This window comes from Streptomyces sp. NBC_01520 (assembly GCF_045040375.1).
GTDB lineage: Bacteria > Actinomycetota > Actinomycetes > Streptomycetales > Streptomycetaceae > Streptomyces.
In genome coordinates this window covers 813,364-833,671 of record NZ_CP109404.1, presented here as the reverse complement: position 1 = coordinate 833,671, position 20,308 = coordinate 813,364, and the positions used below count along the sequence as shown (strand labels likewise).

The window sequence follows — 20,308 nt, the reverse complement described above, 5'->3', positions numbered from 1 at the left end:
GAAGAGGGGTAGCGCGATGGGCAGCAGCAGTGCCGGGCGGGCCGGACGGGCATTCATAGGGTCGTTCACCTCGGCGGGAGGACGGGGGATCACCGCCGTCGCCGTCGACGCGGACACCGGGGCACTGGCCGTCCTCGCGGACACGGCCGCCGTCCCGGACCCGTCCTTCCTCGCGGTCGGCACCGCCCCGGGGACGGGTGCCACCGTGCTGTACGCGGTCAGTGAGACCCCGGAGGGGGGCGCCGCCGCACTCGCCGTCGACGACGGCCCGCCACGCCTGATCGGCGAGGTGCGAGCCGTGGCCGGGGACAGCCCCACCCACCTGGCCCTGGCCGGCGGGCACCTGCTCACCGCCAACTACGGCTCGGGCGGTGTCACCGCGCTGCCCGTGCGGGACGACGGCGGGCTCGGCCGGTTCGCCTCCGTGCTGCGGCACGAGGGAAGCGGCCCGGACACGGGCCGCCAGGCGTCGCCGCACGCGCACCAGGTGCTCGCCGACCCGTCGGGGAAGTGGGTGCTGAGCGTGGACCTCGGAACGGACTCCGTACGTGTCTGCGCCCTCGACGACGGCACCGGGACGCTACGGCTCCACGCCGAGACCGCCCTGCGCCCCGGCACCGGTCCACGCCATCTGGCCTTTCACCCGTCCGGGGGGCACGTCTACGTCCTGAACGAGCTGGAACCGACCGTCACGGTGTGCCGCTGGGACGCGGCCGGCGGCTTCCTCGACCCGGTGGGCGAGGTGCCGGTGCTGCCCGACGGTGCGGACACGGGGGACGGGGTGCGCACCTACCCGTCCGAGCTGGCGGTCTCCCACGACGGACGGTTCCTGTGGACCGCCAATCGCGGACACGACAGCATCTCCGTGCTCACCCTGGACGCCACGGCCGAGAAGCCGGTCCTGACCGCGGCCGTGGGCTGCGGCGGGCGCTGGCCCCGTGACCTCACCCTGGACCCCACGGGCCGGTGGCTGTACGTCGCCAACGAGCACAGCGGCGACGTCAGCTGGTTCGCCGTCGACGCGGAGACGGGAGTCCCGGCCCACGCGGGCTCCGTCGACGCCCCTGCGGCCTCCTGCGTGGTCTTCGCCTGACGGCCCGCTCGCGACCCCGGGGACCGGGGCGCCGGCGGGTGCTCGCGGCCCCGGCGGAGTGGCGGGCGTCGTCCCCGGGACCTGCGGGGCGTCGGCCGCGAAAGACATCAGGCGGCACGGACCGGGAGAACCGGTCCGTGCCGCCTGTTCCGGCAGGGTTCCGGCGCGGACCGCTGCCGCCCGACCGGGCGAGGTCCGGGCACGGCTCAGTGCGCCTGGGCTCCCTGCGGCGTCGCCGGGGTGATCCCGAGCGTCGTCGCGTAGAGCGAGAGCACGAGCTTGCCGATCGCGGGGTACGCGCCGAGCGGCTCGGCGGTCGCGCAGCCCGCCTCCTTCGCGGCGGCGTCCAGCAGCCCGGCGTCGATCTCCGGACCCACCAGGTACGGTGCGAGCGCGAGCTGCGCGGAACCGGAGCTCTGCAGCTGCTCGGCGACCGCGGCGACCGAACCCTCCACGTCCAGGGCGGCGGCCATCACCGGCACGGCGAGGCGCGCGGCCAGCAGCATCCCGGTGATCCCCGCGGCCCGCACGGCCTCCTCGCCGCCCACCGTGGCCAGCACGATGCCGTCGGCCGCGGTCGCCACGGTGAACAGCCTGGCGCGGTCGGCGCGCGCCAGCCCGGCCTCCGAGAGCCGGACATGCAGCGCCTCGGCGAGCAGCGGGTGCGGACCGAGCACATCGGTCAGCTCGGCCTGCGTACCGCTGTCCATCACGGCCTGCCGTATGCGCCGGATGTTGGCACTGTCCGGCCCCGCGAGCAGCGGCACCACGACTGCGGACGCCCCCTCGGGTGCGGGGACCTCGCGGCCCGCGGCGGTGGCCTGCTCGTAGCGCGCGGTGCGCTCGGCGGCGGCATGGGCGAGTACCGAGGCGAGCGCCGGGTACTCGGCGTCGTCGCCGTCGAGGTAGCCGATCTGCGCGTTCAGACCGGGAAGCTCGGAACGGGCGATGCTGATCACTTCCTCGGCCAGGCTGCGCGTGGCCGAGGAGGGGGTACCGGGAACGGCGAGAACGAGCGCGGCAGCGCCCTCAGGTGCGACCACGGGCTCCGGGCGGCGGTGCCGTCCGGACTGGCGAGGTCGCGGCATTCGTACAGGCAGGCCGGAAGCGGGCCCAGTGGGGGTGCTCATGGCGCCGCATGCTACTGGTTTTGGGTACCCCTCTGTTCGGGGAGGGGGCGGTCGGGCGTTATCTGTCCGTTTATGTCTGTTGGGCGGCTTACTGGCCGACTGCCCTGCTCTGTCCGGCCGGTTGTCCGCTCGAATCCTCTACGTTACGCCTGGTACGAACAGGAGTGTCGGGTGGGCCGGCAGGCGCAGCTCCGACCGGGCGAGCGCGCCGGCGATCTCCAGCGAGCCCCGCAGCGGATCACCTGCCGCCGGGACCACGCGCGCGTGGGGAAGCTGCCGCGCCAGTTCCTCGCCGAGCGGCCCGAGAAGCGGGTCGCCCATCTTGAAGAGGCCACCGGTCAGGGCGACTTCGCACGGTTCCCCGCCGGGTTCCGCGGGCCGGGGGCACACCGCCGCCGCCGCTTCGGTGATGTGGGCGGCGGCCTCCCGCAGGATCCCCGCCGCGACCTCGTCGACGGCGGCGCAGGCGGCGACCTCGGGGGCGAACGAGGCGAGGAGCGCGGGACGGTCCGTACGCGGATAGAGCAGGCCGGGAAGACCCGGGGCGGGGCCGAAGACCGCTCGGAGCCGGGCCAGCAGCGCGTCGGAACCTCCGCGCCGGCCGTCGTGGGCACGCATCGCCGCGTCGAGCCCGGCCCGGCCGATCCAGGCGCCGCCGCCGCTGTCGCCCAGCAGATGGCCCCAGCCATCGGCCCTGCGCCACGTCGTGAGGTCGGTGCCGAGCGCGATCATGCCGGTGCCGCCGGCGACGACCGCCCCGGGCCGCTGCCCGAGCGCTCCGGCGTACGCGGTCACGGCGTCGGCCGCCAGTCCCACCTGTCGTACGCCCAGCGCGTCCGCGAGCGCGGCGGGCAGCCGCGCGCGCAACTGTTCGCCGAGCGTCGCCATTCCGGCGGCCCCGACCACCGCGGCGGTGATCGCGGCACCCGGCCCGGCCTCCGCCAGCAACCGCCGGGCCGCCGGGATCAACTGCTCCAGCAGATGCCCGGCGTCGATGCCCTCCGCCCCCGTACGCACCGGTTCCGCGCAGACGGCTGTGGACGCCCGCTGTCGTCCGTCGGCCGCGCGGAGTGCCACTCGCAGCCCGGAACCGCCCGAGTCCACCCCGAGGACGAACGCGCCCTGCGCCGCGGCGGTCACGAGGGTTGCCCGGGGGAGGGGCACGGGGTGATTCCAGGGGTGCGGACCGGACGCGGCCCGCTGCCGGACGTCTTCCTGCGTGACCTCATGAACCGCTCCGGAGGGAAAGGGGCTGTGGCGACGACCGGCACCCTATCTCCGGCCAGGGCCCCGGCGGGACCCTCATGATCGCCAGGGTCCGTGTGGGCCGGTAGAGTGACGGGCTGTGGCAGCACGACCGTTGAGTGAACTAGTTGAGCCCGGCTGGGCCGAGGCACTGGCCCCCGTGGCCGGACGGGTCGCGGCGATGGGGGACTTCCTCCGCGCCGAGATCGCGGCCGGCCGTACCTATCTGCCTGCGGGGCAGCACGTCCTGCGTGCTTTTCAGCAGCCGTTCGACGACGTACGGGTCCTGATCGTCGGTCAGGACCCGTATCCCACACCGGGTATGGCCATCGGCCTGAGCTTCGCGGTGGCGCCCGACGTGCGGCGGCTGCCGGGCAGCCTGGAGAACATCTTCCGTGAGCTGCACAGCGATCTCGACCTTCCGAAGCCCTCCAACGGAGACCTGACGCCGTGGACTAAGCAGGGTGTCCTCCTGCTCAACCGGGCGCTGACCACCGCCCCGGGCAAGCCCGCCGCCCACCGTGGCAAGGGCTGGGAAGAGGTGACCGAGCAGGCCATCCGCGCGCTCGTCGCCAGGGGCAAGCCGCTGGTATCCGTGTTGTGGGGGCGCGACGCCCGCAACGTACGACCGCTGCTCGGCGACCTGCCCGCGGTCGAGTCCGCCCACCCCTCGCCCATGTCGGCGGATCGCGGATTCTTCGGATCGAAGCCCTTCAGCCGTACCAACGACTTCCTGGTGCGCGCGGGTGAACAGCCCGTGGACTGGCGTCTGCCGTAGACGGCGGCAGGGTCCGCGGTGTGGGCGGCAGCAGGGGCCGGCGTGGGCGGCCTTCGACGTCCGGCGCCGTTCGGCCGCCGACGGCGGATCCGGTTTGGACCGGGCATCACGCATATCCCCTCGATTCCCGGGCACGAGCCCCTGTGATCCGAGCTCACGCAGGCTGACCGGTGTGCTCGTGGTGGGGTCCCTGGCGGATGTCGCCGTCAGCTTCGGACTGCTGGCCGTCGGCCTGGACAGCTGGGCCGAGAACACCTTCGTACGCCAACTGCTCACCGTGCTCCTGATCGTGGTGATGACGGGCCTGTGCGTCATCGGGACCGAACTGTCGGCCAAGGTGCAGAACGTCCTGATCCTGGCGCAGGTGGCCTTCCTGCTGGTCCTCGTGATCGTCGCGCTCTACCGCGTCTACGCGGGCACGACGTCGTTCGACTCCGTCAGACCGTCGGCCGAGTGGCTCAACCTCTTCGGCGCGGGCGGCGCCGGGCTCACGAGTGGCCTGCTGCTCGGCGTCTTCATCTACTGGGGCTGGGAATCGGCCGTCAACCTCACCGAAGAGGTCGAGGACTCCGCCACCGCGCCCGGGAAGGCGGGCGTCTGGTCGACCGTCATCCTGCTGGTGACCTATCTGTCCGTCGGCTTCGCGGTCGTCGCGTTCGCCGGAACGGCGTACCTGACCGAGAACGCCGAGGAGGAGGAGTTCATCTTCGCCCTCCTCGCCGGCGAGGTCATGGGGAGCTGGGACTGGATCGTGCTGCTCGCGGTCGCGACCTCCGCAGTCGCCTCCACCCAGACCACCATCATTCCCGCGTCGCGCACCGCACTGTCGCTGGCCCGCTGGCCCGCTGGCCCGCCGGCACGCCCTGCCGACGCACGTCGCACACATCAGCCCGCGCTTCCGGACCCCTGACGTGAGCACATGGTGGGTGGCCGCCATCGCCATCGCCTGGTACCTCCTCGTCAACCAGATCAGTGAGAACGCCCTCTTCGACTCGCTGACGGCCCTGTCCCTGGGCACGGGGCGAGAGTCATCGTGGTGGGCAGCTGGGGCGAGAGCCCGATCCGAGGGGCGCTGCTCGGACCGACCCTGCACAAGCTCCTGCACCTGTCGACCGTGCCGGTGCTCTGCGTGCCGACCGACGCATGAGCCGACGCTGCCGTCCGCGGACGCGCCCGCCCGTGTGCCGACAACTGCGGCTGCCGCGCCGGCTCATGTGCTGATCCCAGCTCCGCCCGCCCGCGTGCGGATCGCCGCCGTGCCCGCCGGTGCCGTCGCCGCCGCGTACGGCCATGACCGGACGGAGGCCCCGGCACCCCCCGCGACCTCGCGTTCCTGCCCCCGTACGCCGGTCAGCCGAGCACCACCGCCCGCACGCACAGCACGTCGGGCAGATGCGAGGCGAGCTGCTGCCAGCTGTCCCCATCGTCCGCGCTCGCGTACACCTCGCCGTTGCGATTGCCGAAGTAGACGCCTGCGGGGTCGGCGTCATCCGTACAGAGCGCGTCGCGCAGCACCGTGCCGTAGTGGTCGCCGTCCGGCAGGCCCCTGGTCAGCGGCTCCCAGGTCTCTCCCGCGTCCCGCGTACGGAACACCCGGCAGCGGTGACCGGCGGGGACCCGGTCGGCGTCGGCGTTGATCGGGAAGACGTAGAACGTGTCCGCACGGTGTGGGTGGGCCGCGGCGGCGAACCCGAAGTCCGACGGCAGGCCCGCGCCGATGTCCTTCCAGGTGCCCCCGGAGTCGTCGCTGCGGAACACTCCCCAGTGGTTCTGCAGATAGAGCCTGTCCGGGTCGCCCGCGTCCCGCGTGACCTTGTGCACGCACTGGCCGAACTCGGGGTCGGGATCCGGCAGGAACACCGCGGACACGCCCTTGTTGGAAGGGGTCCACCGCTCGCCGCCGTCCTCGGTGCGGAACACCCCGGCGGTGGACACGGCGACCGTCACGGAGCGGGCGTCCCTGGGGTCGGTCAGGATGGTGTGCAGGCCCTCGCCGCCCCCGCCCGGCACCCACCGGGACCTGGTGGGGTGCTCCCACAGAGGACGGACCAGCTCGAACGACTCGCCGCCGTCCTCCGACCTGAACAGCGCCGCGGGTTCGGTGCCCGCGTACACCACGCCGGGGGCCTCGGGCCCGGCGGGCTGCAACTGCCAGACGCGCTCCAGCGACGTTTCGGTGAACCGGGGGAACTTCACCGCCGGCTGCTCCGGCTCGACCCAGGTCGCGCCCAGGTCGTCGGAGTGGAAGACCGAGGGGCCCCAGTGCGCGCTGTCGCCCCCCACCAGCAGCCGGGGCGCGGGGCCGCGGGTGTCGATCGCGATCGAATAGATGGCCTGGGCGTTGAAATGCGGATCACCGAACTCCCATGTGCCACCACGCCTGCGGCCGATGAAAAGTCCCTTGCGGGTGCCCACGGTGAGCAGTACCTCGGTCATGACACGACCTCCCGAAACGCCGTTGTGCCGGATACGGGCCAGTCTGCACCCGGCCACTGACAGTGGCGCGCGGATCCGCGTCCGCGCAGGTGGGACCGGCGAAGGCGGGACGGAGGCACCGGCGGGGCGGGGGACCGGCGGGCCCTGACCTCCGCGCGCAGGGCGGGTTGGCTGATCCGGAAGGCGCTTGCCGCCCTCGTGGCGGCCGACCCGGCACGGAGCTGGAGAGGGGGCACCCATGACGGCCTTCGAAGGGCTGCCCGGAGCCGTGGCGGTCTCACGTCTGCGGGTGTACGACTGGCCCGCCGAGGACGGACTGCGCGGCGGCACACCCCATGTCCACCTGACGTGCTCCGAGGCGTACGTGGCCGTCTCGGGCAGCGGGTCCGTGCAGACGCTCACCACATCGGGCTTCCGGCAGATCCCGCTCGCTCCCGGAGCCCTCGTCCCGTTCACCCCGGGCACCATCCACCGCCTCGTCAACGACGGCGGGCTGAGCATCGTCGTCCTCATGGAGAACAGCGGGCTGCCGGAAGCCGGTGACGCCGTGCTCACCTTCCCGCCCGACACGGTCGCGGACCTCGGGCGCTACCGGGCCGCGGCGGCCCTTCCCGGGGACGGGACCGAGGACGAGCAGGCCCGGGCCGCACGAACCCGCCGTGACCTGGCGGTTCAGGGCTTCCTCGCGCTTCGCCGCGCCACCGAGGCGGGCGACCCCGGGCCCCTGGACGCGTTCCACAGGGCCGCCGCCGAGCTGGTGCGCCCCTGGACCGGTGACTGGCGGGAGCGCCGGCTGCGCGGCGCCGCCGCCGCGTCCGAGGCCACGGGACGGCAGCTCGACGCCCTGGCACGCGGCGACGCCGGCCATCTCCGCGACGCCCGTGTGCACGCCCAACAGCCCTCCGCACACGGAAGGTTCGGCATGTGCGGCCGGCTGGACGGCTACCGCGGCTGACCGGCCGCGTCCGGCGGGGTGTCCTCCCGGACACGGGTCAGAAGCAGGGTCGTGCTCCCGTCGGACTCCTCGATGTCCCGGACGTGCCGGAAGCCGATGCGCCGCAGGAGCGCCAGCGAGCCGCTGTTCTCCGCGGCGACCGTCGCGTGCACCGACCGCAGGCCGAGCGGGCCGAATCCGTGGTCGAGCAGACCGGCGGCCAGTTCCGTCCCGAGGCCCCGGCCCCAGGCGTCCGGCGCGAGCGCGTAGATGATCTCGTGGCCCCCGACTCCTCGGTCGGCTTGATCTCGGCGTGGCCCACTGTCCCGCCGTCCTCGCGGGAACACACCGCCCACACGTCGAACAGTCCCCGCGCGTAGACCTTGGTGAGGACCCGCCCGAACAGGGCGCGGTCCTCGGCCTCGGTCGAGGACCCTTCCCCCATCCAGCGGGACACCCGCACGTCCTGGAACAGTGCGACGAACACGTCCTCGTCGGCCGGTGTGTACGGCTCCAGCAGCAGGCGCTCCGTGTGCAGCACCGGGGTCATCGCGGCTCCCGGACCCCCGGCGGGGCCGTGCTGCTGCGGACGACCAGGCTGGTCGCCAGGTCGACCCGGGTGGTCGCGGGCTGCCGTCCCCGGCCGAGGTCGAGCACCAGACGGGCGGCGGTCTCGGCCATCTCGATCAGCGGCTGCCGCACCGTGGTGAGCGGCGGGCCGATCCAGCGGGTGAGCGGCAGGTCGTCGAAGCCGACCACGCTGAGGTCCTCCGGGATCCGCAGTCCCAGCTCGCGCGCCGCCTCGTACACGCCGAGCGCCTGGAGGTCGTTGCCCGCGAAGATCGCGGTGGGCGGCTCCGGCAGGCGCAGCAGTTCGAGAGCCGCCGTGTAGCCGTCCTCATGGTTGAACTCGCCCTCGCGGACGAGTTCGGAGTCCATCGGCACCCCCGAGGTCTCCAGAGCGGCCCGGTAGCCGTCGAGCCTGGCACGGCTGCACATCATGCGGGCCGGCCCGCCGACGACACCGATCCGCCGGTGCCCGAGACCCGTCAGATGGCGGGTGGCGGCCAGGCCGCCCTGCCAGTTGGTCGCCCCCACCGAGGGGATGTCGTCACCGGGGTCGCCCGCCGGGTCCACCACGACGAACGGGATGGAGCGGCTGGTCAGCTGGGCGCGCTGGGCGGCATCGAGGTCCGACAGCACCAGGATGACGCCGGCCGGCCGGCGCGCCAGGACACCGTCCACCCACGTCTGGCCCGGGGTGAGCCGCCCGGCGCTCTCCGAGAGGACCAGGCTGAGCCCTTCCTCCCGGGCGACGTTCTCGACACCCCTGACGACCTCCATCGCCCAGGCGCTGTCCAGCTCGTGGAAGACCAGGTCGATCAGCTGGGACTGCTGGGAGGCGCCGCGCCTGCGGCGGTAGCCGTGCAGCAGCAGCAGCTCCTCCACCCGCGACCGCGTGCCGGGGGCGACATCCGCCCGACCGTTCAGCACTTTCGAAACTGTCGGAGCCGAGACTCCGGCCGCTCGGGCGATTTCTGCCAGCGTGGCGGTGCTCTCCGACGACTCGTCGACGGGCGCCTTCTCCTGTTGGGGCTGGACCTTTGCAGGGCTCATGCACGAATCGTAGCCTCCCGCCGCCCAGGACAGACGGGCGGGCGCAGTTCGGAAATCCTTGCTCCCACCCTCTTGACGGGCTCGAAACACGACCGTACGGTTCCGGCAACATTCGAACGACACACCGAAACATTCGACAGAGGTGCGGTCATGCGGTCGGGCATTTTCACTTCAGGCACACGTACGACGAGATGGGTCGCGGCCGGCGCGGCGATGGCCATGGCCGGTCTGCTGGCCGGCTGCGGGTCCGGAGACAGCGGCGGGGGAGACGGAACGATCACCGCCTACGTCTACGGCGACGACGCGGTCAAGGTTCAGCAGGCGGCGGTCGATTCCTTCAACAAGACCTCCGACGTCAAGGTCAAGCTGGTGTCGGTACCCGGCACCGACTACGTGAACAAGCTGCGCAGCTCCATGGGCTCGCCCAGCGCCCCGGACATCTTCTTCAACTGGGGCGGCGGTTCCATCAAGCCGTACGTCGACTCGAAGGACCTGGTCGACCTCACCTCGACCGTCAAGAACGACGCCACGCTCAAGGACGGCTTCCTGCCGTCGATCATGACCGCGGGCAGTCTCGACGGGAAGATCTACGGGGTGCCGATGCGCGGCATGCAGCCCGTGATGCTCTTCTACAACAAGTCCCTGTTCGCCGAGCACAAGCTCCAGGTCCCCAAGACGTGGGAGGACCTCCAGAAGGCCATCACCACCTTCAAGGCCGCGGGCATCATCCCCTTCGCCCTGGGCGGGGCCGACAAGTGGCCCGAGCTGATGTGGATGGAGTACCTGCTGGACCGGATCGGCGGACCCGAGGTCTTCCGGAAGATCCAGAACGGCGACACCGACGGCTGGGGCGACCCCGCGGTGCTCAAGACGGCGCAGACCGTCAAGGAACTGATCGACGACGGCGCGTTCGGCAGGAACTTCAACTCGGTCGACTACGGCAACGGCGGAGCCCCGACCCTGCTGAACAAGGGCAAGGCCGCCATGCACCTCATGGGCTCGTGGGAGTACTCGACCCAGCTGGGCAAGGCACCCGAATTCGCCGAGAAGGACCTCGGCTGGACCGTGTTCCCGACGGTGGCGGGCGGAGTGGGCGACCCGGCGAACGTGGTGGGCAACCCGACCAACTACTGGTCCGTCAACGCCCGCACCAAGCACAAGGACACCGCCATCGCGTTCCTGAAGACGATGGCGTCGAAGACCTACGCACAGGCCGTCGTCGACAACGGTGACATCCCCACCACCTCCAACGCGGCCTCGATGCTGAGCAGTTCGCCCAATCCCGAGTTCGCGAACGACCAGTACCAGATGGTCCGGAAGGCCCCGAGCTTCACCCTCTCGTGGGACCAGGCGCTGGAGGCCCAGTACGCCACCCCGCTGCTCACCGAAATCAGCAAGCTGTTCGCCGGCACGACGACTCCCGAGAAGTTCGTCGAAGCGATGAAGGCCACAAGGTAACGATGTCCCACCACACTCCCGCGAAGAGGCGCGGAGACAGGAAGGCGGCCGTCGGCAACGTCGGCCGCCCCCCGGTCGGCTGGGCCGTGCCCGGCATCCTCTTCTTCGCCGTCTTCGCGATTGTCCCCCTGGCGATCGCCGTCTACCTCTCCTTCTGCGAATGGGACGGGCTCAACTCCCCGACCCCGACAGGCCTGGACAACTGGACCCGGCTGTTCAAGGACCCCGAATTCGGCCAGGCCGCCTGGCTGAGCCTCCTGCTCACCACGATCAGCTGGGCCTTCCAGACCCCGGTGGCCCTGCTGCTGGGCGTCTGGGCGGCGGGCCGCCAGCGCAGCCGGGCCGTGCTGTCGGCGATCTTCTTCATCCCGCTGCTGCTCTCCACGACCGCGATCGCCATGCTCTTCCACGCCCTCCTCGACCCCAACTTCGGGGTGATCAAGGAGATCGGCCCCTGGATCGGCATCGACCCCAACGTCATGGGCTCGTCCACCGGCGCCCTCCTCATGGTGGCGTTCGTCGGCGGCTGGCAGTTCATGCCCTTCCACACGCTGATCTACCAGGGCGGTGCCCGGCAGATCCCGGAAGTCCTCCACCAGGCGGCGTCGATCGACGGCGCGGGCATGGTGCGGCAGTTCTTCCACATCACCCTGCCGCAGCTGCGCCACACCATGACGACCTCGTCGGTCCTGATGATCGTCGGCTCGCTCACGTACTTCGACACCGTGCTCATCATGACCAAGGGCGGTCCCGGCACGGACACGACGATCCTGCCCTATCTGATGTACCGGACCGGCTTCCAGACCTACGACCTCGGCTACGCGGCCGCCATCGCCACCGCCCTCGTCGTCGTGGCCACCGGTCTGTCGCTGATCCTGGTCCGCTTCAGCGGCTTCGGATCCATGCGGTCCACCCGGGAAGGTATGTGACGAGATGTCGACCGACACCCGCCCCGCTGCACCGCAGCACGCATCTCCCGTGGCCCCGCGCCGCCCGGCCCCGGCCCGCCGTCGCAGGAGGCGGGGCAACCCGCTGGCCGGCCTGGGCTCCCTGGTCTGGCTCGTCCTCGTCCTGGTGCCGCTCTACACGCTGGTCTCCGCATCGGTGATGCGCCAGGACGAGGCGCTGAACGGCGACCCGCTGGCCCTCCCGACGGATCCGACGCTCGACAACTACGACACCGTGCTGGACAGCGGCTTCCTCGCGCTGCTCGGCAACACCGCGATCGTCGCGGTGGCCACGGTCGCCATCGTGCTGGTGCTCTCCGTCCCGGTGGCGTACGTGGCGGTGCGCACCCGCAGCCGCCTCTCGTCGCTCGCCTTCCGGACCTTCCTGCTCGGCGTGGCGATCCCGGCGCAGGCGGTGATCGTGCCGCTGTACCTGCTGATCGGAAAGATGGGCCTGTACGACACCCTGTACGCGATCATCCTGCCCACCGCTGCCTTCTCGATGCCCGTCGCGGTCCTGGTGCTCAGCGGCACCATGCGTGACGTCTCCGAGGAGATGTACGAGGCGATGTCCCTCGACGGGGCCTCACCCTTCCGGATGCTCTGGCAGCTCGCGGTGCCGCTGTCCAAGGCCGGGATCAGCACGGTGGCCATCTTCTCCGCGCTCCAGGCGTGGAACGGCTTCCTCTTCCCGCTGATCCTCACGCAGTCGGAGGAGAACCGCGTCCTGACGCTGGGGCTGTTCAACTTCATGACCCAGTTCGGAGTGAACATCCCCGCCGTGCTGGCCGCGATCGTCCTCTCCGTCGTCCCCATCTTCGCCGTGTACCTCGTGGCCCGGCGGGCGCTGGTCAACGGACTGATGGGGGTGGGCGGCAAATAGGACACCCCTGCCGCCCCGGACCACCGCACTCACGAGAGGAACCCCTGCCGCCATGGCTATGACCCCCGTCCCGCACGCCCGACAGGCCGATCCGGCCCCCGCCGCAGACGGCCCGTGGCGCGACCCGTCACTCACCCCCGAGGAGCGGGTGGCCGATCTGGCGGCCCGGATGACGCTCGAGGAGAAGGCCGCGCAGCTGTACGGCGTCTGGGTGGGCGCCGACGCCGACGGCGACGGAGTCGCACCGCACCAGAACGACATGGTCGACCCCGTCGACTTCGAGGAACTCACGACCCGCGGACTCGGCCAGCTCACCCGGCCGTTCGGCACCGCGCCGGTGGACCCGGGTGTCGGCGCCGTCGCGCTCGCCCGGGCCCAGGCCAGGATCGCCGAGGCGGGCAGATTCGGGATCCCGGCCCTCGCCCACGAGGAGTGCCTGGCCGGCTTCACCGCGTGGGGCGCCACCGCGTACCCCGTCCCGCTCGCCTGGGGCGCCGCCTGGGACCCGGATCTGGTCGCCGAGATGGCGCACCGGATCGGCGGCGACATGCGGTCGGTCGGCGTCCACCAAGGGCTCGCCCCCGTCCTGGACGTGGTCCGGGACCTGCGCTGGGGCCGGGTCGAGGAGACCATCGGAGAGGACCCCTACCTGGTCGCCACCATCGGAACGGCCTATGTCCGGGGCCTGGAGTCCGCCGGGATCGTCGCCACGCTCAAGCACTTCGCGGGCTACTCCGCGTCGGCCGGCGCGCGCAACCTCTCCCCGGTCCGGGCCGGCGCCCGGGAGATGGCCGATGTGATCCTCCCGCCGTTCGAGATGGCCATCCGCGACGGCGGCGCCCGTTCGGTGATGCACTCGTACGCCGAGATCGACGGGGTCCCGGCCGCTGCCGACCCGGCCCTGCTCACCGGACTCCTCAGGGACACCTGGGGATTCACCGGCACGGTCGTCGCGGACTACTTCGGCATCGGCTTCCTGGAGACCCTGCACAAGGTCGCCGCGGACCGCGCCGACGCCGCCCGCCTCGCGCTCACCGCCGGGGTCGACGTCGAGCTGCCCACCGTGCGCAGCTACGGCGACGCACTCGTCGCCGCCGTACGCGACGGAGCCGTGGCCGAGGAACTGGTGGACCGCGCCCTGCACCGTGTCCTGCTGCAGAAGTGCGAGTTGGGCCTGCTCGATCCGCACCGGCCCCCGCTGCCCGGCGTGCCCGACGGGATGGAGCCGGAGGCGGCCCGCGGCGCCGTGGACCTGGACCCGCCCCGGAACCGGGCCCTGGCCCGGCTCCTGGCCGAGCGGTCCTGCGTCCTGCTGGCCAACCCCGGCGACGCGCTGCCGCTGTCCGGGACCGGCCGGATCGCGGTCGTCGGCCCCCGCGCCGACGACCCGCTGGCCATGCTCGGCTGCTACTCCTTCCCCAGCCACGTCGGCGTCTCCCACCCCGAGGTGCCGATGGGCATCGCCGTCCCGACGGTGCTGGAGTCGCTGCGCGAGGAATTCCCGGGCGCGGGTGTCGACTTCGCCCGGGGATGCGACGTGGACGGTGCGGATGCCTCCGGGATCCGGGAGGCCGCCGAACTGGCGGCGGGCGCCGACGTCTGTGTGGCCGTGCTCGGCGACCGGGCCGGGCTGTTCGGCCGCGGCACCTCGGGGGAGGGCTGCGACGCGGCCGACCTGTCGCTGCCCGGTCTGCAGGACGAGCTGCTCGACGCACTGCTGGCGACGGGCACCCCGGTCGTCCTGGTGCTGCTGACGGGACGCACGTACGCGCTCGGCGGCCGGGCGGACCGGCTGGCTGGGTGTGTGCAGGCGTTCTTCCCCGGCGAGGAGGGCGGCCCGGCGCTGGCGGGTGTGCTCTCCGGGCGGGTCAACCCCTCCGGGCGACTGCCCGTCGGAGTCCCCCACGGTCCGGGCGGGCAGCCGTGGACGTATCTGCAGCCGCCGCTGGGCCGGGCCAACGGGGTCAGCAATCTCGATCCGACCCCGCTCTACCCGTTCGGCCACGGGCTCTCGTACACCTCGTTCGCCTGGGAACCCGGCAGCGGGGTCCCGGCCGACCTGCCCACCGACGGCGCCGCCGACCTGGAGATCACGGTGACGAACACCGGTGACCGGGAGGGGGCCGAGGTGGTGCAGCTCTACGTCCACGACCCGGTCGCCCAGACCACCCGCCCGGAGTCGCGGCTGATCGGCTACGTCAGGGTGCCGCTCGCCGCGGGCGAGTCCCGGCGGGTCCGCTTCGCCTTCCACGCGGACCTGGTCTCGTTCACCGGGATCGGCGGGCACCGGATCGTCGAACCCGGCGACCTGGAGCTGCGCTTCGCCGCCTCCAGTGATCCCGCCGATGTCCGGCACACGGTACGGCTGCGCCTCACCGGCCCGGAACGCACCGTCGACCACCGGCGCCGCCTGGTCTGCGCGACCTCGACGGAACCGGTGCCCGCAGCCCTCTGACGGGCCGGGGGCGGTTCGCCCAGCGCACCCCTGCGGGGGTGCGCTGGGGCCCTTCCGAAACTTTCGAAGGCCGCCCGGCACCCGTGGTGCCCGCCGGCGGGCCGGCACGCATGTGCTCAAATTCTGAGTGGTCGACCACGCGGTGGTGCTGCAGAACCTCGTGGTGGACACCGGCGGCCTCAAGCCCAGCTGTCCGGGCCCGCCGGAGAGTCTCCGGCTGAGCAGACCGGGGCGGGACGAGGAGGCGACACGGATGAGCATCGAGGTCGAGGACACCGACGGGCGCGGTGCGACGCTGGCGGTGACCCCCGGCCCGGCCGAGGGCCCCGTCAGGGTCGCGATCCTGATCGAGGGCCCGACGGTGAGCGGCTCCTGGTCCAGCTCCCCGGCGGCAGCCCGGGAACTGGCCGCGGCGCTCCTCGGGGCCGCCGAGGAGGCGGAGAACGCGCGGTCGGGCGATCCCGTCACCGTCAAGGCGCGCGAACTGCTCCGCGGTGACGTCAGGGACGGCGACCGGCTCATGACGGTCGAGGCCGTCCGGCCGGACGGGGCCGACGTGCAGGTGACGTGGACCTCCGGCGGCGGACGCAGCTGGAGCCAGGTCTACGCGGCCGAGACCGACATCAGGCTCCGGCGCAGGCGGCGGCCGGGAAGGTGAGGGGGCGGCTTCAGGGGGGCCTGGGGTCGGCTTAGTACGGCCATTCTCGTACTACGGCCATTCTCGTAGTACGGTGAATCTCGTACGAGTCGGTGGTCCGCCGTGTCCGGACCGTCGGCGGCCCCTGCCTGTCTGTTCCCCGAGAAAGCGGAGCCTCCCGTGAGTGCACTCTTCGAGCCCTACGTCCTGCGCTCGCTGACCGTCCCCAACCGCATCTGGATGGCTCCCATGTGCCAGTACAGCGCGGAGGTGTCCGGCCAGGACGCGGGCACGGCCAACGACTGGCACTTCACCCACTACGCCGCCCGTGCGGCGGGCGGTACGGGCCTGATCCTGGTGGAGGCCACCGCCGTCAGCCCCGAGGGCAGGATCAGCCCCGCCGACCTCGGCATCTGGAACGACCGGCAGGTGGAGGCGTTCCGCCGTATCACCGCCTTCCTGGCAGGCCAGGGAACCGTTCCGGGCATCCAGCTCGCCCACGCCGGACGCAAAGGATCGACCGACCGCCCCTGGCGCGGTGGCGGCCCCGTCGACGCCGGAACCCCGGGCGGAGAGGGCTGGCAGCCGGTCGCCCCGAGCCCTGTCGCGTACGACGAGGGCCACCCGGTGCCCGACGAGCTGACCACCGAGGAGATCCAGCAGGTCGTCGCGCAGTTCGCGGACGCCGCCCGCCGGGCGCTCGCGGCCGGATTCCGCGTCGCCGAGATCCACGGCGCGCACGGCTACCTGATCGGGGAGTTCCTCTCCCCGCACACCAACCACCGCACCGACGAGTACGGCGGCTCCTTCGAGAACCGCACCCGTTTCGCCCTGGAGGTCGTCGACGCGGTGCGGGCCGTGTGGCCCGAGGAGCTCCCGCTGTTCTTCCGCGTATCCGCCACCGACTGGCTGACCGAGAACGCGGACGACGGGCGCGAGGGCTGGACCGCCGACGACACCGTCCGCCTCGCGTACGAACTGCGGGCGCACGGCGTCGACCTGCTGGACGTCTCGACCGGCGGGCTCGCCCCCCGGGCCCGGATTCCCGTGGGTCCGGGCTACCAGGTGCCTTTCGCCGAGCGGGTGCGGACCGAGACGGGCCTCCCGGTGGCCGCCGTCGGGCTGATCACCGACCCCGTGCAGGCCGAGAAGATCGTCGCCGACGGCAGCGCGGACGCGGTCCTGCTCGGCCGGGAACTGCTCCGCGACCCCTACTTCGCCCGCGGTGCCTCGCGCGCGCTGGGCGGCGACGTGACGGTGCCCGAACAGTACGGCTGGGCGGTCTGACACCACGTCTGTCGGTACGCTGTGCCGCGATGTTCACTCCACAGGGCCCCACCCTCCGCGAACTGGCCGTCCAGGCACTCTCCTCGACGATGCGCGGATACGACCTGCTCGCCCCGAAGTTCGACCGGACGCCCTACCGGACCCCGGACCGGGTGCTCGACGCCGTCGAACGGGCCGTGCGGCCGCTCGGTCCGTTCGCGCGAGGGCTCGACGTCTGCTGCGGCACCGGCGCGGGCGTCGGTGTCCTGCGCAGGCTGTGCGACGAGCAGGTCACCGGGGTCGACTTCAGCGCGGGCATGCTCACCGTGGCACAGGCCGGGCACGCCGAGCAGACGGGGCACGCCGGGGGCCCGTCGGTGGGCTGGGTGCGGGCCGACGCCCGGGCGCTGCCCTTCGCGCCGGCCTTCGACCTTGCTCTGAGCCTCGGCGCGTTCGGTCACTTCCTGCCACGGGAACGGCCCGGGCTCTTCGCCGGGGTGCACGCCTCGCTGCGGCCGGGCGGCACGTTCGTCTTCCCGGTCGGCGCGCCGCCCGCGTTGGGTTCCCGGGCCTACTGGTCACTGTTCGGCTTCGACGCGGCCATGCGGGTGCGCAACGCCCTGTGGCGTCCCCGATTCGTCATGTACTACCGCACGTTCCCGCTGCCCGAAGTGGTGGACGACCTCGTGCGCACCGGGTTCGAGGTGCGGCTGCTGCCCCTGGAGGAGCTCGGCCGCCGGCCCGACGGCAGCCCTCGCGCCCGTCTGGTCGTCGCCACCCGTCGTTGAATTACGACAGATCTCGTACCATGGGTACTCCTGGACGAAGTGGAGCCACCGTGACGACGAACGCCCGCGCGCTCGCCCATCCCTCGCGCGACGACATCCGCGTCGAGGGAGTGCTCCATGCCCTCTCCGACCCGATGAGGCTGCGGATCGTGTGCCAGCTGGCGGTGGCGGCGGACGAGCTGGCCTGCTCACGCTTCGAGCTCCCGGTGTCCAAGTCGACCACCACGCACCACTTCCGGGTGCTGCGCGAGAGCGGTGTCATCCAGCAGACCTACCGGGGTACCGCCAAGCTGAGCGCCCTGCGGACAGAGGACCTGGACGCCCTCTTCCCCGGACTGCTGAGCAGCGTCCTCGGTGCGGCGGACCTCCAGGCGAAGCGGCTGGGCGAGGACTGAGCGGAGCGACTGGGCGAGGACCGGGTGCAGCGCCCGGGGCGAGGACCGGCGATTCCCCGGCGTCTCCCCGGCTCATCGGTCAGGAGCCCTCGCCCCGGGCCGCGCCGAGCAGGCCGGACCAGTCCGGGATCTTCACACGGCCACGGCCCAGCGAGTGCCCCAGCTCCGCCTCCGCACGCTCGATCGACAGCCAGCCGTCCCACTCCACCGGCCGCAGTCCCGAATCCCGCAGGGCGCCCAGCGGATCGGCGGCCACCTCCCTGCGCACGAGCTGTGCGGCGTCCTCGACCAGGGAGGCGACCGTCTCCTTGGCGCACGACCTGTTCGAACCGATCACCCCGGTCGGGCCACGCTTGATCCACCCGGCGACGTACTCCCCGGGGGACGCCACGCCGTCCCTGAGTACCCGGCCGGCGAGATGCGGCACGGTGCCCCGCGCGGTGTCGAAGGGCAGCCCGGGCAGCGGTGTTCCCCGATACCCCACGGCCCGCAGGACGAGCTGCGCCTCGATGTCCTCGTACGCGCCGGTGTCCCGCACGCCACCGGAACCGTCCGGAGCCGTCCGTGCGAACCGGACCCCGGCGACCCGGCCGCCCCGCTCCAGCAGCTCGACCGGGCGCAGGAAGAACCGCAGCCTGATGCGGCGCTCCCCGTGGTGCGCTGCGGGCGGTGGATTCCGCGACCAGTCGTGCAGCACCTCCAGATTGCGCCGGATCGCGGCGGGCAGCGGCGGCGTACCGGGCCCGCCGGCAGGGGTCGCGCAGGCCGGGTCGAGGGCGAGTTCCGAGCCGTCCACGACGATCCCGGCCCCCGGCAGCGCACCGAGCTCGCGCAGTTCCCTGGTGGTGAACCTGGCCTGCGAGGGACCGCGCCTGCCCACGATGTGCACCTCACGCACCCGGCTCGTCCCGAGCGCGTCCAGCGCGGCCCGCGGCACATCGGTGGAACACAGCTCGGCCGCTCCGCGCGCGAGGATCCGGGCGACGTCGACCGCCACGTTGCCGACCCCGACGACCACGGCCGACCCGGCCCGCAGTGCGAATCCGTCGGCCGCCGCGTCCGGATGGGCGCTGTACCAGGAGACGAACTGGGTGGCCGAGAAACTGCCCGGCAGGTCCTCCCCGGGGACGGAGAGCCGGCGGTCCGCCGCGGCGCCGACGCAGTAGACCACCGCGTGATAGAGCTCCTTCAGCCGGGCGGGTGAAAGCCCGGCCGGGCCGCCCACCTCGACATGCCCCACGAAGGTGATCCGGTCGTCCTCCAGAACCGCCCGGAGACTGCCCTGGAGCGACTTGATCTTCTCGTGGTCGGGCGCCACGCCGTAGCGCACCAGGCCGTAGGGCGTGGGCAGCCGGTCCAGCACATGCACCCGCACATCCGGCACCCGCGACTGTTGCAGCAGGGCCTGGGCCGTGTAGACCCCGCTGGGACCCGAACCGACGACTGCGACACGGAGCACGACGCACCTCTTCCCGCAGGGTGCCTCCAGCATGGCACCGCCGTACGGAACCGGGGAGGTGCGGCGCGGGCACGGTTCCCGGGGCGGGTCAGGACATCAGCCCGCGCATCCGGTCGATCTCGACGGTCTGCTGGGCGACGACGTCGTTGGCCATCTCCTCCACCAGCACGTTGTTGCCGTCCGCGAGGGCCTCCGTCGCCATGGTGACCGCACCCTGGTGGTGGGTGATCATCAGCTCCAGGAACAGCGTGTCGAACGCCTTCCCCCGGGCCGCGCGCAGTTTCTTCAGCTGGGCGTCGGTCGCCATCCCGGGCATCGTGGAGTGGTCGTGCGTCTCCTCGCGCGCGTCCGCGTCGTTGTTCGTCAGCCAGCCCTCCATGGCGGCGATCTCCGGCTTCTGGCCCGCCGATATGCGCTCCGCGAGCCGTTTGACGGGGGTGGAGGACGCCCGGTCGGGGACAAGTCCGGTGAGGACCAGGGCCTGTTCGTGGTGCTCGATCATCATCCTGGTGTAGCGGAAGTCCGCGGAGTTGGGTCTGTCGTTCCCGGCGGCGGCCTTCACCGCGTCCTCGGCCGACATCGTCGTGGCCGGTTCCCCCGGCTTCCCCGGCGCCACCACCGTGAGGTCCTTGTCCGCCGCGTCGCTCTTCCCGCCGTCACCCGAATCGCAGGCACTCAGGGCGAGTGCGGCAGCCGCGAGCGTCGCCGTGAGAGCTGTCGCGCGGGTGTGCGTGGACCGACGGGGAATCAGCACGGCTACCTCCTGTGTCACTTGGATGTGTTGCAG

17 protein-coding genes and 3 pseudogenes are annotated in these 20,308 nt (G+C 72.3%); 13 read left to right on the top strand and 7 right to left on the bottom strand.

Translation table 11 applies throughout. The features are described from left to right. Window positions 1–16 precede the first annotated feature (16 nt). A complete protein-coding gene (locus OG524_RS03805; protein WP_405392362.1) occupies window positions 17–1,093 on the top strand; it encodes a lactonase family protein in 1,077 nt (358 codons plus the stop codon). Window positions 1,094–1,299: 206 nt separating this feature from the next. On the opposite strand, the gene OG524_RS03800 is transcribed toward OG524_RS03805, so the two are convergent. Together OG524_RS03800 and OG524_RS03795 are read right to left on the bottom strand one after the other, a co-directional pair. Then, on the bottom strand, window positions 1,300–2,223 hold the full coding sequence (locus OG524_RS03800; RefSeq protein WP_405392363.1) for a sirohydrochlorin chelatase: 924 nt from the start codon (window positions 2,221–2,223) through the stop codon (window positions 1,300–1,302). A gap of 138 nt (window positions 2,224–2,361) precedes the next feature. Beyond that, the gene (locus OG524_RS03795; protein WP_405392364.1) at window positions 2,362–3,387 is read right to left on the bottom strand and encodes an N-acetylglucosamine kinase; all 1,026 of its coding nucleotides are present in this window, start codon (window positions 3,385–3,387) and stop codon (window positions 2,362–2,364) included. Between the two features lie 181 nt (window positions 3,388–3,568). On the opposite strand from OG524_RS03795, the gene OG524_RS03790 reads away from it, so the two are divergent. The 3 genes and pseudogenes from OG524_RS03790 to OG524_RS03780 form a co-directional block, all read left to right on the top strand. Continuing rightward, window positions 3,569–4,246, top strand: a complete 678-nt coding sequence (locus tag OG524_RS03790; RefSeq protein ID WP_405392365.1) for a uracil-DNA glycosylase — start codon at window positions 3,569–3,571, stop codon at window positions 4,244–4,246. Between the two features lie 163 nt (window positions 4,247–4,409). Further along, window positions 4,410–5,259: pseudogene (locus tag OG524_RS03785) on the top strand (APC family permease); the annotation flags it as partial. Between the two features lie 2 nt (window positions 5,260–5,261). After that, window positions 5,262–5,393 (top strand): annotated as a pseudogene (locus OG524_RS03780) (universal stress protein); the annotation flags it as partial. Between the two features lie 203 nt (window positions 5,394–5,596). On the opposite strand, the gene OG524_RS03775 reads toward OG524_RS03780, so the two are convergent. Further along, on the bottom strand, window positions 5,597–6,682 hold the full coding sequence (locus tag OG524_RS03775) for a WD40/YVTN/BNR-like repeat-containing protein (protein WP_405392366.1): 1,086 nt from the start codon (window positions 6,680–6,682) through the stop codon (window positions 5,597–5,599). A gap of 238 nt (window positions 6,683–6,920) precedes the next feature. Here OG524_RS03775 and OG524_RS03770 point away from each other — a divergent pair, with 238 nt between their 5' ends. After that, window positions 6,921–7,637, top strand: coding sequence for a cupin domain-containing protein (locus OG524_RS03770; RefSeq protein ID WP_405809052.1), 717 nt, complete (start codon window positions 6,921–6,923; stop codon window positions 7,635–7,637). Here the strand turns inward: OG524_RS03770 and OG524_RS03765 are convergent. Continuing rightward, a pseudogene (locus OG524_RS03765) lies at window positions 7,625–8,166 on the bottom strand (GNAT family N-acetyltransferase). The gene OG524_RS03770 and the pseudogene OG524_RS03765 overlap by 13 nt on opposite strands. Continuing rightward, the gene (locus OG524_RS03760) at window positions 8,163–9,233 is read right to left on the bottom strand and encodes a LacI family DNA-binding transcriptional regulator (protein ID WP_405392367.1); all 1,071 of its coding nucleotides are present in this window, start codon (window positions 9,231–9,233) and stop codon (window positions 8,163–8,165) included. Before OG524_RS03760 ends, OG524_RS03765 begins: the two are co-directional and overlap by 4 nt. Before the next feature lie 213 nt (window positions 9,234–9,446). Here OG524_RS03760 and OG524_RS03755 point away from each other — a divergent pair, with 213 nt between their 5' ends. From OG524_RS03755 to OG524_RS03720, 8 genes are all read left to right on the top strand, one after another. Continuing rightward, window positions 9,447–10,691: an extracellular solute-binding protein gene (locus OG524_RS03755; protein ID WP_405393334.1), complete on the top strand. Its 1,245-nt coding sequence runs from the start codon at window positions 9,447–9,449 to the stop codon at window positions 10,689–10,691. Between the two features lie 2 nt (window positions 10,692–10,693). Next, the gene (locus OG524_RS03750; protein ID WP_405392368.1) at window positions 10,694–11,620 is read left to right on the top strand and encodes a carbohydrate ABC transporter permease; all 927 of its coding nucleotides are present in this window, start codon (window positions 10,694–10,696) and stop codon (window positions 11,618–11,620) included. Between the two features lie 4 nt (window positions 11,621–11,624). Further along, window positions 11,625–12,521 carry a carbohydrate ABC transporter permease gene (locus OG524_RS03745; RefSeq protein WP_405809050.1) on the top strand — a complete coding sequence of 299 codons (897 nt, stop codon included), beginning with the start codon at window positions 11,625–11,627 and terminating at the stop codon, window positions 12,519–12,521. Window positions 12,522–12,573: 52 nt separating this feature from the next. Beyond that, complete coding sequence (locus OG524_RS03740) at window positions 12,574–14,976, top strand: glycoside hydrolase family 3 N-terminal domain-containing protein (protein WP_405392370.1); 2,403 nt, start codon at window positions 12,574–12,576, stop codon at window positions 14,974–14,976. 253 nt (window positions 14,977–15,229) lie between these two features. Further along, window positions 15,230–15,634, top strand: coding sequence for a hypothetical protein (locus OG524_RS03735; RefSeq protein WP_405812421.1), 405 nt, complete (start codon window positions 15,230–15,232; stop codon window positions 15,632–15,634). A gap of 159 nt (window positions 15,635–15,793) precedes the next feature. Continuing rightward, window positions 15,794–16,900, top strand: coding sequence for an NADH:flavin oxidoreductase/NADH oxidase (locus OG524_RS03730; RefSeq protein WP_405809047.1), 1,107 nt, complete (start codon window positions 15,794–15,796; stop codon window positions 16,898–16,900). A gap of 29 nt (window positions 16,901–16,929) precedes the next feature. Next, on the top strand, window positions 16,930–17,667 hold the full coding sequence (locus OG524_RS03725) for a class I SAM-dependent methyltransferase (RefSeq protein ID WP_405392372.1): 738 nt from the start codon (window positions 16,930–16,932) through the stop codon (window positions 17,665–17,667). 20 nt (window positions 17,668–17,687) lie between these two features. Further along, window positions 17,688–18,062, top strand: coding sequence for an ArsR/SmtB family transcription factor (locus OG524_RS03720; RefSeq protein WP_405392373.1), 375 nt, complete (start codon window positions 17,688–17,690; stop codon window positions 18,060–18,062). A gap of 79 nt (window positions 18,063–18,141) precedes the next feature. Here the strand turns inward: OG524_RS03720 and OG524_RS03715 are convergent, their stop codons facing one another. Next, window positions 18,142–19,521, bottom strand: coding sequence for an FAD-dependent oxidoreductase (locus OG524_RS03715; RefSeq protein ID WP_405392374.1), 1,380 nt, complete (start codon window positions 19,519–19,521; stop codon window positions 18,142–18,144). A gap of 88 nt (window positions 19,522–19,609) precedes the next feature. Then, window positions 19,610–20,293, bottom strand: coding sequence for a DUF305 domain-containing protein (locus OG524_RS03710; RefSeq protein ID WP_405392375.1), 684 nt, complete (start codon window positions 20,291–20,293; stop codon window positions 19,610–19,612). Window positions 20,294–20,308: the final 15 nt, after the last annotated feature.

Bases quoted from the DNA above. Each gene is read 5' to 3' on its own strand.
- OG524_RS03805 (WP_405392362.1), top strand. From the start codon at position 17: ATGGGCAGCAGCAGTGCCGGGCGGGCCGGACGGGCATTCATAGGGTCG.
- OG524_RS03800 (WP_405392363.1), bottom strand. From the start codon at position 2,223: ATGAGCACCCCCACTGGGCCCGCTTCCGGCCTGCCTGTACGAATGCCG.
- OG524_RS03775 (WP_405392366.1), bottom strand. From the start codon at position 6,682: ATGACCGAGGTACTGCTCACCGTGGGCACCCGCAAGGGACTTTTCATC.
- OG524_RS03770 (WP_405809052.1), top strand. From the start codon at position 6,921: ATGACGGCCTTCGAAGGGCTGCCCGGAGCCGTGGCGGTCTCACGTCTG.
- OG524_RS03760 (WP_405392367.1), bottom strand. From the start codon at position 9,233: ATGAGCCCTGCAAAGGTCCAGCCCCAACAGGAGAAGGCGCCCGTCGAC.
- OG524_RS03755 (WP_405393334.1), top strand. From the start codon at position 9,447: ATGGCCATGGCCGGTCTGCTGGCCGGCTGCGGGTCCGGAGACAGCGGC.
- OG524_RS03750 (WP_405392368.1), top strand. From the start codon at position 10,694: ATGTCCCACCACACTCCCGCGAAGAGGCGCGGAGACAGGAAGGCGGCC.
- OG524_RS03745 (WP_405809050.1), top strand. From the start codon at position 11,625: ATGTCGACCGACACCCGCCCCGCTGCACCGCAGCACGCATCTCCCGTG.
- OG524_RS03740 (WP_405392370.1), top strand. From the start codon at position 12,574: ATGGCTATGACCCCCGTCCCGCACGCCCGACAGGCCGATCCGGCCCCC.
- OG524_RS03735 (WP_405812421.1), top strand. From the start codon at position 15,230: ATGAGCATCGAGGTCGAGGACACCGACGGGCGCGGTGCGACGCTGGCG.
- OG524_RS03725 (WP_405392372.1), top strand. From the start codon at position 16,930: ATGTTCACTCCACAGGGCCCCACCCTCCGCGAACTGGCCGTCCAGGCA.
- OG524_RS03720 (WP_405392373.1), top strand. From the start codon at position 17,688: ATGGGTACTCCTGGACGAAGTGGAGCCACCGTGACGACGAACGCCCGC.